Below are 13447 nucleotides of genomic sequence, written 5' to 3' on the forward strand. Positions count from 1 at the left end.
ATTTCCGTTCCTGTTCATTCCGGGGGTAGCGGCAGGGTAAAGCAGAAGCGCGCGCCATCTGGATGATCATGATCCAGCCACAGCTTGCCACCATTCGCCTCGACGAGCGAGCGGCTAATGGAAAGGCCAAGCCCCATGCCGGTCGGCTTTGTCGTTTCAAACTTGGTAAAGACGCTGATCGAGGGATCGACGCCAGGCCCGGTATCGGTGACGCAGATATTGATCGTGGGGCCCTTGCGGATCGCCTGGACGGTCAACCGGCGTTCGTCAGCTTCGGCCTTGGCCATCGCCTCGATGCCGTTGCGCATCAGGTTGACCAGCACCTGCGCGATCTGCACCCGGTTCCCCGGCACCGGCGGCAGCGGCGACAGCTCGGTCGTGATCTGCACATTGGCCTCGGTCGCCTCGGGTTGCACCAGGATGCGGGTCTGTTCGACAAGCTCGCCCAGGTCAAAGGGGACGCTGGTGACCTCTTCCTTGCGGATAAAGCCGCGCAGGGCCCGGATGATGTCCCCGGCGCGCAGCGACTGCTTTTCGATCTCGGTCAGGATCTCGCGCAGTTCGGGCGGGCTGCCGGTCGCATTATCCAGAACCAGCAGCGCGGTATCGGCATTCTGGGCGATGGCGGCCAGCGGCTGATTGACCTCGTGCGCCAGGCCAGCGGCCAGCTCGCCCATGGTTTCGCCCCTTGCCAGATGCGACAGGTCGCGGTTCAGCCGGGCGATCTGGGCCTCTTTGACCTTGATTTCGGTGATGTCGTCAAAGGCCGCGACCGCGTGCAGCGGTTCGCCATTATGGTCGCGGATCAGAATGGCGTTGACGGTGACGCTGATGATCACGCCATCCTTGCGGATCAGCCGTGCCTCGCGATGGGTCGCGAAATATTCGTCCTGCAAGGGCGCCTGCGGCCGGAACGGCCCAATATCCTCGGGCGGGGTCAGGTCGGCATAGACCATATCCGACAGTTCCTCGGGGCTATAGCCGGTGATATCGGAAAAGCGGGCGTTCACCTTGATGAAGCGGCCTGTATCAGGCGCGATCTGGGCCATGCCGCGCGTCGACAGGTCGAAGGTCAGGCCGTATTCGCGTTCGGTCTTTTTGCGCTCGACGATCTGGCGCACAAGCGAGGCATTGGCTTCGGCCAGTTCGCTATAGGTCCTGGGCATAGGCTCGGACGGGTCGATCTCGCCCTGCGAAATCAGCGAAGAGCGGACGGCAAAGGCCCGCACCGGCCGGTGGATGAAATTCGCCAGCACCAGCCCCACCAGCCCGGTCACGATCGCCACCAGCGCGGCGATCCAGATATTCTCGGCGCGGTTCTGCTTAATCTCGCCGATAAAGTCGTTCTCGGGGGCATAGACCGCGATCGTCCAGGGCAGTTCGGCGCTGATGACCGGCATCATGCTGGCGACATATGAGGCATCGTCATAGCTGAATTCCGAAAATGTCGCGAGCTTGTCCTCGGCGGCCTTCTGGCGCCGGTTGCTGCTGCCAAAGGCGGCGCGGGCGATGGGGTCGTCCAATTCGTCGATCTGGGTGAAACGCAGGGTGCCATCGGCATTTTCGGTTCGGATCAGGTCCAGATTGGGATGCGCGATCACGTCGCCATTCTGGTTGATCATCAGCGCCTTGCCCGAATTTCCGATGCGCAGCCGCGACAGGAATCCGGAAATACTGCTGATCTCGATATCAACACCGACGACCCCGCGGATCGAGCCGTCCTGCCCCAGCACGGGCGAGGCCAGCGTTATGCCCGGCGCCTTGGACGAGAAAAAGATATAGGGATCGGTCCAGATCGTCGCCCGCCGGTCATGCGCGCGCTGATACCAGGGACGGCTGCGGGGATCGAATGTATCCAGCGGATCGGTCCGCGATTCGACCATGCTGAAATCTTCGTTGCGCCAGATCAGGTCGACCGAGCGCTGCGGTCCGGTCAGCACGATCTTTGACCGGAACGGCCCCGGCCCGTCGCTGCGCATGATATAGACGAAATTGCCCTCTTCGTCGCCGTAATACAGGCCCGAGAAATTCGGCGTTACGCGCAATTGCTGAAACAGGAACTGTTCCAGCAGGATGGGATTGTCGCTGGCCACGACGCGATGCTGTGCCAGCCGGGCGGCCAGTTCCGCCGCGCTGCGGGCGGGATCGAGAAATCCCTTGGTATGTTCGGTCGCATTCACGCCCACATCAGTCAGCAATGACTGTGCGTGATTCAGCAGCGTGCGCTCTGACGTCAGATAGGATGACAGCACCACCGCAAGAATCGCGACGAATTGCAGCCCGGCCATACCGAGCGCAAGCAACGCCGCAAGCGAGTTTCTCATATTCAGGTCTTTCCGACGGTTCGGCGGAATATTGCTGATTCAACGGCCCTGCGGCAAGCACGCAGTCGGTATTTGATCCGATTTCGCTGCGTAGCAACAGCGCCGATATGTCTGCCGTTGCGAAACCGCCACAAACAGGCACCCCCCTTAACCGGCGGATTCCGGTGCCGAACGTTGACATTCCCCCGCAAATCGTGACAGCGCCATCCCGCGAAAGATCATGAAAACTGACGTTGGACAGCGATGAGCGGTAGCAAGACCTTTCTTCTGGGTGTCGGGGCGCAGAAATGCGGCACATCCTGGCTGCATGACTATCTGGGCGGCCATCCGTCCTGCGACATGGGCATCGTCAAGGAATATCATGTCCTCGATGCGTTATATGTGCCTCATTGTGCCGATTTCCTGACCCGCGTGGTCAAGCGTCTGGGCCAGCCCGACCGCAAACCGAATATCGGCGATCAGGAACGTGTGGATTTCTGCCGGGATCTGAACAGCTATTACGACTATTTTGGCGGGCTTCTGGCGCAGGACGGGATCACCGTCACCGGCGATCTGACGCCGTCCTATTCCATGGTGCCGGCCGCCGGCATGGCGCGTATCAAGGCCGGCCTTGCCGAGCGCGGCGTTCAGACGCGGGTGCTGTTTCTGATGCGCGACCCGTTCGAGCGTATCTGGTCGCAAGTCAGGATGGCCCGGCGCGAGGCCCGCAACGGCCGCGCCCGCCAATCCATGTTGCAGCGGACCGAGGCCGGGCAGATCGCCAAGTCCTATGACTCGCTGCACAACGAAGCGCGGACCAAATACGATCGGACGCTGCGGGCGATGGATCAGGTCTTTGACCGGTCCGAAATGCTGGTCGGCTTCTATGAGGAAATGTTCCGCCCGGAATTCGTGCGCAGCGTGACCGATTTCCTGGGGATCGACTATGTCACGCCCGATTTCGGCAAGCAGGTCAATCCCTCGGCCAAGACCGACGACCTGCCGCAAGATCTGAAGGCGACGATTGCCGCGCATTATGCCGGCACCTACAATTTCGTCGCCGACCGTTTCGGCGCCGACCGCCTTGCCGGCATTTGGGAAGGATACCGGCTGCTGAGCTAGGCAGCCGCCCCGGATCAGCGGTTTTCCGCCCTTGGCAGACTGGCATGGATCAAATCCCTTGTTCAGCAGTTGTAGATGGTGCGGCGCCGACTTTTGCCCGCCCGGCCCCAACTTGACATCCAAAGGGGCCTCGGGCAGTGCGTCGGACAACGGGTTGTTTGGTTGGTGACATCTGTCATGTCACGAAAGAGTGCTTTGGCGATATGAGATCGACGTTTCTGGCGGCACAGCACTATCTGCGGACCTTTCGGGAATCGGTGCTGATGGGCGGCTGGCGCTATGCCTCGCGCAGAACCGCCATCTTCATCGGCAACCGGGCCCGCGCGGTGCTGCGCAAACTGGCCGGCGGTATCTTTCCAGGCACGGCCAGATGGCGGATACGAGGGCTGGAAAGCCCCTTCAGCGCCATCATCCAGACATTGCCCGCAACGCCGGCGGACAGGCCGCTGCTGCTGATCGTGTCGGATTCGCAGATCAAGCAATGCGTGCATTTCCGCATCCACCAGAAACTGCGCTATCTGGAACAGACCGGGCTGAAGGCCATGCATCTGGCGCCCGCAGACAAGGGCCGCTTGCTGTCCTTTGCGGGACTGGCCCATACGGTCATCATCTATCGGACCGCGTTGGACAAGGACACGATCCAGATGTTCCGCGATGCCGGCGCAAGGGTCATCTTCGAATTTGACGATCTGGTCGTCGGCAGCACGATGCTGAAGAATTCGGGCATTCTGGATCAGTTGACCGAACATCAGGTCAGCGGCCTGACGCGGCTGGCCGACCGCTTTCTGGAAACCGCGCAGGCCAGCGATGCGATAATCGTCTCGACCCCGTTTCTGGCCCAGCTTTACGCTGCGCCTGACAGCGGATTGGCGCATCTGCCCATCCATGTGCTGCCGAATTTCGTGGAAACCGACATCTATCCTGTCCCCGGCGAGAAGAACGTGACCTTTGCCTATACCTCGCCTTCGGGGTCGGTGCGGGACGAATTGACCATGCTGAGCGATTTCCTGACCAGCTATGACCAGACCGCGACACGCGACTGGAGCATTCTGGTCATGGGCAATCCGCTGGCGCAGAAGGCCCTGGGCGACATGACGTTTCGCCGCGGCAAGGTGATCGCCCGGCCATTTTCCGATTTCGATGCCTATCTGGAAACCATCGCCGGGGCCGAGACCGTGCTGATCCCGCTTTCTGACAGCGTCTTCAACCGCTCGAAGACGGCCATCCGGCTGATGGATGCCGCGCTGGCCGGTTCGCAGGCGGTGTTCTGTCCGGTGGGTGCCTATCGCGATGTCCAGACCGAGTTGGCCGAAGACCGCCTGTGCGTGCCGGTCGATGACTGGGCAAAGGCAGGCGTGGCCATTGCGCCGGCGCTGACAGACATTCAGGCCAATACCCGCGACCTGCAACAGGCGGTGCGCAAGGTCTATGGCACGCAGACCGCACGCGGGCGCTATCGTCAGGTCTTTCTGGACGAATTGCAAATGCAACCATATGCCGATGCCGAACGGGCGCAGCAGGGATGAAGATCGTCAACATCAATCTCAGCTTCTATCCCGACTCGATCGGCGGAGCAGCGGTCGTGGCCGAGAAACTGGCCTGGGGGCTGGTTCAGGCCGGGCACGAGGTCAACAGCATCTATCTGTCGCGCCAGCCTGTCGATTCCGATTTCACCGTGATGGAAACGCCCTTTGGCCGCAGCATCGCGATCAACAACGTCACGCAATCGCCAGCGACGCGCTTTTTCAACCCGGTCGTCACATCGCTGCTGAAAGAGCTGATCGACCTGCTGAACCCGGACCTGATCTTCGTCCATGCGGTGCAGCATATGGGCATCCACGAATTGCTGGCCGACCCGGACCTGCGGTCACGCTGCTGCATCGTGGCGCATGACTTTTTCTGGACCTGCCTTCAGGGCTTTCGCAATCTGCCCGACGGCCAGCCCTGCAATCTGGCACCCAACGGCCAGAATTGCCGTCAATGCGCCTGGTTCCCCGGTCTGACCGACGGCATCTATGCCGCGTCCCGGACGATCCTGAACGATTGCCGCGCTGTCGTTTTCCCGTCCCACTATCTCTATGCCGAATATGTGCGGCTGCTGGGCGAGGGCGCAGGCAATTTCGTCGTGCAGTCCAATCCTGACATTGCCGAAACCATCATCACCGACCAGACCGTGCTGCCCGACGCACCGGGCGCCGAGGCAAAGGCGCGCGGCAAGACCGTGTTCGGCTTTGTCGGCGGGCCGGGTGAGACGAAGGGCTGGGGGCTGGTGCGCGACTTCATGCAGCGGGCAAAGGACTGCGCCGCTGATCCGGGCGGCCCGCATGTGGTGCTGTATGACATCGGGCGGTCGATCAATGTGCCGTGGTATCCGGGCATGAAGCAGCCCGGCACCACCATCACCGACCCCTTTCACTGGAGCTTTGGCCGGCATGCGCTGAGCCAGCTGGACGTGTTGCTGATGCCCAGCAGGGTTCGCGAAAGCTTTGGCCTTGCCGCGCGCGAGATCCTGTCGATGGACCGCGATTGCATCATCCGACCCTCGGGCGCGCTGGCCGAGATTCAGGATTGCGCGGGTGTCGCCGTCGCCGAGCAGGACGATGATGTTGACAGTCTGATGGCGAAACTTAAAGACAGCCGCAGATCCGAACGCAGGCCATGGCCAGGCACCTCGATTTCGGATTATGTAGCGAAACTAACGTCGCTCTGACCTGTTCGGGGCGCCAGGCATCATTCAAGGCTGACGACAATCCATGGCGGAAAAACTGAAGAAACTGTATCTGAACGCCGGACAGATGAAGGCGGGCACCACCTTTCTTTACAGCGTGCTGAAATCACACCGCCGGATTTATTTCTCGCCGGAGAAAGAGATTCACTATCTGTCGCAGCAATACGGCTATTTCCGCATTCTTTCGGATTTCGTCCGCCTGCGGAAAGCCAAGTCAATGACCGACATCGCCAATAAGCTGGATCGCCCGATCGAGCATTATCAGCGGATCATCAACTGGACCAACAATTACCTGCGTCCGCCCGAAACCCCAGGCTGGTACGAGGATATGTTCCAGGGCCATCGCGACGACCAGTGGTGCGCCGATTTCTCGAACCTGACCTGCACCATTCCGCCCAAGGGCCTGGCCCAGGTGGCCGAACTGGCCGATGATGTGCGCGTCACCTATTGCATCCGCGATTCCGTCTCGCGCGCGATCAGCCATGCCAAGTTTCATCTGCGCTTTGCCGGCGTCGATCACGACCTGGCGGCGATGCCGGCCGACAAGCTGAAAGAACTGCTGCTGTCGGACAATATCTTCCCGCAATCGCGGTCCGAAGATCACATCGCCGCGCTGCATCAGGTCTTTGGCGACAAGCGCTTGCGGATCATCCGCTGCGAAACGCTGTGGTCCGATCCGCGCGCCGTGCTTGATCCGCTGTGCGATTTTCTGGAAATCCCGCCGGTCAAGGGCGACATCCGCAGCGAGGCCGTGAATGTCGGCCCCTCATCGACGATGAATGACGATGTCCGTCAGGTCTTCGAGGATGTGTTCGGCCCGCTGCGCGAAAGCAATGATGCCATGCTGCACCGGCACCGCAATATCGTGATCGGCTGACGTTTCCTTGACTGCGGCCCTGCCTCTGTGACCAACGGGGGCGTGGCCTTCGGCTGCGCAAGGCGTCTTGTCAGGCGCCCTTGCGCGACAAGGGAACGCCCATCAGCGTCTCGTGATGGGCAATGGCGTCCTCAAGATCATCGAACACCTCCAGCCGGCCGTTCTCCAGCACCGCGCCCATGGTACACAGGCCGCGGATAAAGGGCATCGAGTGGCTGACCACCACCGAGCTGGCATTCTGCATCCGGTCGGCAAAGACGATGCTGGATTTCTGGCGGAAGGTCGCGTCACCGACACTGCTGACCTCGTCCACCAGATAGGTGTCAAAGTCGATGCCCATGCTGGTGCCCATGGCCAGACGCGCCCGCATCCCCGAGGAATAGGTGGCAAAGGGCTTGTGATAATTCTGCCCGAGCTCGGCGAAATCACCGACATAATCGACCAGCTGATCGGTATCGACGCCATAGATGCGCGCGACGAAGCGGACGTTCTGCGCCCCCGTCAGCTCGCCATGGAAACTGCCGGCGAAACCCACCGGCCAGGACACCGTTCCATCGCTGAGAACCCGACCGGAACTGGGCAGCATGGTGCCGGCGATCATCCGCAGCAGGCTGGACTTGCCCGCGCCGTTGCGCCCCAGAAGCGCGACCGAATGGCCCGTCGGAAAGACCGCCGAGATATTGTCGGCGACAACCGTTTTTTTCCCGACCCGCCGATAGATCTTGGTCAGGTTGTCCAGCACGATCATGATCAGCGCCGGTCGCGAACGCTGTAATAGATCAGCAACAGCACCGACCAGCCCAGCAGCAGCGAACAGAACACGATCAGCAGCAGCTTGGGGCGATCGGGTACCAGCGATGCCTCGGCCAGCTTCGGCTCGATATGCGCGGCCAGATAGCGCGACTGCCGGCGGGCCTCGGCCACGGCGACATCATAGGATGCCTGCGCCGAAAGATAGGCGGTGCGGTCAAATTCCAGATCCGAGGCCAGGCGTTCATATTCGGCGACCAGCTGGGCATAGCTTTCGCCGCCCGGCCCGTCATTGGTGCCGAACTTGGACCGTTCCTCATTGATGCGTTCGCGGATGGCCGAGATCCGCTTTTCCGCCTGGATTACCCGCTGATCGCTTTCGCTGGCGTTTTCGCGCAGGGTGTCCAGCTCGATCAGGGCCTCGGCAAGCGTGGCCTGAAGCGTATTCAGAATGCCCATCTGGCCGGCAAGGTCGGCGGCGGGATCGACGATCTTGGTTTCCATGCGGAACGCCGTCAACGCCTGCCGCGTCTCGGTCAGCCGTTCCTGCGCCTTGATCAGTTCCTCGCGGCCAAAGCGGGTGGCGTCGTCGCGGGCGATGTCGGACAGGCGGTTGATGGTGCGGCTGCTTTCCTCGAACGTGGCCTGGGCGATTTCCAGCGCGTCCTCGGCCGAATAGGCGGAAACGCGCAGGGTGATCAGCTGGGTCGTGGTGTCATACAGCACCTTGACCCGGCGCTGCCAATGTTCGGTCAGATCCTCGATCGTGCCTTCGGGGTTATAGGCAAAGACCGGGTCATTCGGCCATTCCTTCGAGAATTTGCCGCGCAGATCGACGGCCGCGTCGATGCGCGACACGATATCCTCGCTGCGCAGGAAGTCATACAGAATGTCGGTATCCGAGGCCGAGGAGTTGCCGGTGATCTGGGTCAGCCCGCCCAGCACGTCCAGGGTCGGGGCGGAATCTTCCTTGCGGACCGAAAAACCGATGGTGGACAGATACTGATCCTCGGCTCGCGTCCACAGATACCAGGCCGAAATCGCCGTCGGCAGCACCACCAGCAGCAGGAAAGACAGCGCCAGAACGACATGGCGGCGCTCGAACGCGGCGGTTTGAACCGGCGGGCGGGGGCGCGTCTCGGGCGTCTGCGGATTGGGGCGGCCTGCGGGTTTGCCGCCCGGCCCTGCGGCGCGGGCACCGGCACCGGCACCGGCCGGTTTCTTCGCGGCCCCGGCACCCGGCGCCGGCGTCGCAGCAGCGGCGGCTGCCGGTTTGGCGGTGGCGTTATCGGCCTGTGGCGCGGCGGCGGCATCTTTGCTTTCGTCGCCTTTGTTGATATCGGCGCGGCTGAAAGGTGCAGTCGCGTCCTTGACGGGCTTGGCCGTCGCGCCGGCATTAGGCGAAGAGGATTGGCTCACGTCACGACGCTTTCAGTTGTTTCCCGTGCTGCGGGCTTGTTACATGCGGGCCAGCAGCAATACCAGAGCTTCAGTTCACATGACCGCTAGTCCCGATTCCATGCAGCCCCCCAACAAACGCCTGCATGCCGTGCGCAAAAGACCCCGTTTCCAGATGACGCGGACGGTCATGGCGCTGATGCTGCGCGAGATGTCGACGACCTATGGCCGTTCGGCGGGCGGCTATTTCTGGGCCATCCTTGAACCCGTTCTGGGCATCGCCTTGCTTTCGCTGATCTTTTCGCTGGCGCTGCGGTCGCCCGCCATGGGCACCAACTTTGCGCTGTTCTATGCCAGCGGCTATCTGCCCTTTTCGATGACCTTGCAGACGATCAACAAGGTGGCGCAGTCGGTGCGGTTCTCGCGCCCGTTCATGGCCTATCCTTGCGTCACCTTCATCGACGCGCTGCTGGCGCGGCTGATTCTCAGCGCGCTGACCAATATCGTGGTCATGGCCGTCGTTCTGACAGGCATCATGGTGATCTTTGACCTGCCGCTTTGGGCCGACCCGGTCAGCCTGGCCGCGACCGTGGGGCTGTCAATGCTGCTGGCCGCCGGAATCGGGACGATCAACTGCTTTCTGATGACCTCTTTCCCGATCTACGAACAGATCTGGGCCATTGCCACCCGGCCACTGTTCATCATCTCGGGCGTGTTCTTCACCTTCGAGTCGCTGCCCGGCATTGCCCGCGACGTGCTGTGGTACAATCCGCTGATCCACCTGATCGGCCTGATGCGACGCGGCCTGTATCCCACCTATGACGGCGAATATATCAGCATGGGCTTCGTCGCGCTGATCGGCTCGGTCACGCTGTTCTTCGGCCTGCTGCTGCTGTCGCGCCATTTCAAGCGCCTGATGGAATCCTGATCCGCAAGGCGCGGACCAGCCGGCCATATTCGGAATCAAATGTCCTTTTACACTACGCCCCAGGGTCGTATCCAGTGGGGGTGAGTTCTGTTCGTCTTTGCCTGATCGTGTGGCGACTTTTCCCCGGCGGCCGGGCGTGGAATAGTTCCCCGATACAAGGGGGCACGCCATGTTTCAGACGCTGGGGATCGACTGCACTGCCGTTCAGGCACCCATGGCCGGGGTGTCGACCCCGGCCCTGACCGCCGCCATCGCCAATGCCGGGGGTTTGGGCTTTGTCGCACTGGGCACCTTTGGCGTGGCCGAGGCGCGGCGGGCGCTGGATCAGACCCGCGCCCTGACCGCGCGCCCCTTTGGCGTCAACCTGTTCTGCCACGAACCCGCCCGGCGCGACCCCGAACGCGAGGCCCGCTGGCTGGATCGGCTGCGGCCGGATTTTGCCCGCTTCGGGGCCGAACCCCCGGCCGCACTGGCCGAAATCTATGACAGTTTCCGGGTGAACGATGCCCTGCTGGCCCTGCTTCTGGCTGAAAAGCCTGCGGTGATCAGCTTTCACTTCGGCCTGCCGCGCGAGGACCATCTGCGCGCCCTGCGCGACAGCGGCGCGATGCTGCTGGCCACGGCGACCTGCCCCGAGGATGGCCGCATTCTCGCCAAGGCCGGGCTGGACGGAATTGTTGCGCAGGGCTGGCAGGCCGGCGGCCATCGCGGGCTGTTCGATCCGGTCGACATGGCGCAGGATCAGCGACTGCCCACGCTGGAATTGCTGGGCCAGCTGCGCGATCTGGGCCTGCCGCTGATTGCTGCGGGTGGCATCATGACCGCCAAGGACCGGCGCGAGGCAATGGCCGCCGGCGCCGCTGCCGTGCAATGCGGCACGGCCTTCCTGCTGTCGCCCGAAGTCACGACCAGCGCCGATCACCGGGCCCGTCTGGCCAGCTCGCAGACGCAGATGACGCGGGCGATCTCGGGCCGGCCGGCACGCGGGCTGGTGAATGGCTTCATGCAGATGAACGAATCCGAGGCGCCCGACTATCCGGTCGCCTATGACGCGGCCAAGGCGTTGAACGCGGCAGCCGTGGCAAAAGGCGACCACAGTTTCGCGGCGCAATGGGCCGGGACCGGTGCTGCGCAGGCGGTGGCGCGACCGGCGGCCGAGACCTTGGCGGCGATCAGCGGCTGAATTCTTCCGCCGAATAGCCCTGAAGATACAGCAGCGCCGTCAGGTCGCCGTGATTGATGATGATCCCGGCCTGTTGCGCCACCACCGGCTTGGCATGCAGCGCAACGCCGGACCCTGCCAGTTGCAGCATGCCCAGATCATTCGCGCCGTCACCCACGGCAATCACATCGGCGGGCGTCAGGCCCAGCCTTTCGGTGATCTCGTTCAGCGCCTCGACCTTCGCCTCGCGACCCAGAACCGGCAGGGTCACATGGCCGGTCAGCACCCCGCCATCGGCCAACAGCGTATTGGCCCGATCCTCGTCAAAGCCCAGTTTTCTGGCGATCGGCCCGGTGAAATCGGTAAACCCGCCGGAAACCAGCGCCGCATAGGCCCCATGCGCCCGCATCGTCGCCACCAGTTCCGGCCCGCCCGAGGCCAGTGTGATCCGCTCGGCCAGGACCTTGCCGATGACGGTTTCGGGCAGGCCGGCCAACAGGCCGACACGTTCGATCAGGGCCTCGTGGAAATTCAGCTCGCCGTTCATGGCCCGCGCGGTGATGGCGGCGACACGCTCGCCCACGCCGGCCTCGGCGGCCAGTTCGTCGATGCATTCCTGGTCGATCATGGTCGAATCCATATCCGCCAGCAGCACCCGCTTGCGCCGCCCCGCGGTGGGCTGGATGGCCAGGTCGATGGCGATGGATTGCAGATCCGACCAGACCTCGTCCCATGCGTCGGGCACCGTGGCCATCTGAAATTCGGCCGCAATGCCGGGGTTCAGCCAGCGCGTTTCTGACCCGCCCCAGTTCTTGCGCAAACTGTCGATCAGCACGGCCTCAAGATTGGCATTTTCCGGCGCGGCGATCAGGGACAGGGTGAACATCGGCATCGCTTTCGATCAGAATGAATGCCGCCGGATGTATGCGAAACTTTCTTCTTGCGCCAGATGGGGTCGGGGCTGTATGGCCGTCGGTGGGACACCCCTCCCCAACGAGGGGCTTTTAGCTGGAAGGCTAGCCATGACCGATCTGACGATCCCGGTTGCGCGCCCGGTAAATCCGCGCTTTTCCTCTGGCCCCTGTGCCAAGATTCCCCATTACAACCTGAACCTGCTGTCTGACGCGCCGCTTGGCCGCTCGCATCGTGCCGCTGTCGGCAAGGCGAAGCTGGCCGAGGCGATCGACCTGACGCGCGACGTGCTGGGCGTGCCCGCCGATTATCGCATCGGCATCGTGCCGGGTTCGGATACCGGCGCGGTCGAGATGGCCATGTGGTCGCTGCTGGGCGCCCGGCCCGCGGAAATGCTGGCCTGGGAAAGCTTTGGCGAAGGCTGGGTCACCGATGTGGTCAAGCAGCTGAAGCTGGATGCCGTGGTCCGCAAGGCCGATTATGGTCAGATCGTCGATCTGGCAGAGGTCGATTTCGACAAGGATGTGGTGTTCACCTGGAACGGCACGACCAGCGGCGTGCGGGTGCCGAATGGCGATGCGATCCCGGCGGATCGCGATGGTCTGACCATCTGCGACGCGACCAGCGCAGCATTTGCCATGGACCTGCCCTGGGACAAGCTGGATGTGGTGACCTTCAGCTGGCAGAAGGTGCTGGGCGGCGAGGGCGCGCATGGGATGCTGATCCTGTCGCCGCGCGCCGTGGAACGGCTGGAAAGCTATGTTCCCGCCTGGCCGCTGCCCAAGATTTTCCGCATGACCAAGGGCGGCAAGCTGATCGAGGGCATCTTCAGGGGCGAGACGATCAACACGCCCTCGATGCTGGCGGTCGAGGACTATCTTGTCTCGCTGAAATGGGCGCAGTCCATCGGCGGGCTGGCCGGCCTTATCGGGCGTTGTGACGCAAATTCCGGTGCCGTGCGCGATTTCATCGCCGGCAAGGATTGGATTGCCGATCTGGCCGAGGATCCGGCGACGGCCTCGACCACCAGTGTTTGCCTGAAGTTCACCGATCCGGCGATCAAGGATGGCGCCGCTTTCGCCAAGGCGGTCGCCAAGCGGCTGGAAAAAGAGGGCGTGGCGCTGGATGCAGGCGCCTATCGCGATGCGCCCGCCGGTCTGCGGATCTGGTGCGGTGCCACGGTCGAGGCCAGCGACGTCGCGGCGCTGATGCCTTGGATCGAATACGCCTATCGCGCCGAACTGGCCGCGCAATAGGCGGAAAGCCA

General features: G+C 62.7%; 11 protein-coding genes. 7 read left to right on the forward strand and 4 right to left on the reverse strand.

The genetic code is table 11. The features are described from left to right. Window positions 1-14: 14 nt before the first annotated feature. Complete coding sequence (locus FNJ84_RS03885) at window positions 15-2324, reverse strand: cache domain-containing protein (RefSeq protein ID WP_143791685.1); 2310 nt, start codon at window positions 2322-2324, stop codon at window positions 15-17. Between the two features lie 243 nt (window positions 2325-2567). Between FNJ84_RS03885 and FNJ84_RS03890 the strand changes: the two genes are divergently transcribed. From FNJ84_RS03890 to FNJ84_RS03905, 4 genes are all read left to right on the forward strand, one after another. Further along, window positions 2568-3425, forward strand: coding sequence for a sulfotransferase (locus tag FNJ84_RS03890; RefSeq protein ID WP_143791686.1), 858 nt, complete (start codon window positions 2568-2570; stop codon window positions 3423-3425). A 203-nt stretch (window positions 3426-3628) separates the two neighbouring features. Next, window positions 3629-4951: a hypothetical protein gene (locus FNJ84_RS03895; RefSeq protein WP_143791689.1), complete on the forward strand. Its 1323-nt coding sequence runs from the start codon at window positions 3629-3631 to the stop codon at window positions 4949-4951. Further along, window positions 4948-6135, forward strand: a complete 1188-nt coding sequence (locus FNJ84_RS03900) for a glycosyltransferase (RefSeq protein WP_143791692.1) — start codon at window positions 4948-4950, stop codon at window positions 6133-6135. The genes FNJ84_RS03895 and FNJ84_RS03900 overlap by 4 nt, the downstream gene beginning before the upstream one ends. A gap of 43 nt (window positions 6136-6178) precedes the next feature. Beyond that, entirely contained in the window at window positions 6179-7030 is an 852-nt protein-coding gene (locus FNJ84_RS03905) for a sulfotransferase (RefSeq protein WP_143791694.1), read from the forward strand. A gap of 70 nt (window positions 7031-7100) precedes the next feature. Here the strand turns inward: FNJ84_RS03905 and FNJ84_RS03910 are convergent, their stop codons facing one another. Further along, complete coding sequence (locus FNJ84_RS03910) at window positions 7101-7778, reverse strand: ABC transporter ATP-binding protein (protein ID WP_143791696.1); 678 nt, start codon at window positions 7776-7778, stop codon at window positions 7101-7103. Window positions 7779-7780: 2 nt separating this feature from the next. Then, the gene (locus tag FNJ84_RS03915) at window positions 7781-9199 is read right to left on the reverse strand and encodes a capsule biosynthesis protein (protein ID WP_143791698.1); all 1419 of its coding nucleotides are present in this window, start codon (window positions 9197-9199) and stop codon (window positions 7781-7783) included. Window positions 9200-9299: 100 nt separating this feature from the next. On the opposite strand from FNJ84_RS03915, the gene FNJ84_RS03920 reads away from it, so the two are divergent. Both FNJ84_RS03920 and FNJ84_RS03925 read left to right on the forward strand, forming a co-directional pair. After that, complete coding sequence (locus tag FNJ84_RS03920) at window positions 9300-10106, forward strand: ABC transporter permease (RefSeq protein ID WP_255471027.1); 807 nt, start codon at window positions 9300-9302, stop codon at window positions 10104-10106. Between the two features lie 169 nt (window positions 10107-10275). After that, window positions 10276-11289: a nitronate monooxygenase family protein gene (locus tag FNJ84_RS03925; protein ID WP_143791700.1), complete on the forward strand. Its 1014-nt coding sequence runs from the start codon at window positions 10276-10278 to the stop codon at window positions 11287-11289. Here FNJ84_RS03925 and serB read toward each other — a convergent pair. After that, window positions 11279-12154, reverse strand: a complete 876-nt coding sequence (serB, locus tag FNJ84_RS03930) for a phosphoserine phosphatase SerB (protein WP_143791702.1) — start codon at window positions 12152-12154, stop codon at window positions 11279-11281. The two genes, FNJ84_RS03925 and serB, sit on opposite strands and share 11 nt — an antisense overlap. Before the next feature lie 136 nt (window positions 12155-12290). Here serB and FNJ84_RS03935 point away from each other — a divergent pair, with 136 nt between their 5' ends. Next, a complete protein-coding gene (locus FNJ84_RS03935) occupies window positions 12291-13436 on the forward strand; it encodes a phosphoserine transaminase (RefSeq protein WP_143791704.1) in 1146 nt (381 codons plus the stop codon). Window positions 13437-13447 lie beyond the last annotated feature (11 nt).

This window comes from Paracoccus sp. M683 (assembly GCF_007096355.1).
GTDB lineage: Bacteria > Pseudomonadota > Alphaproteobacteria > Rhodobacterales > Rhodobacteraceae > Paracoccus.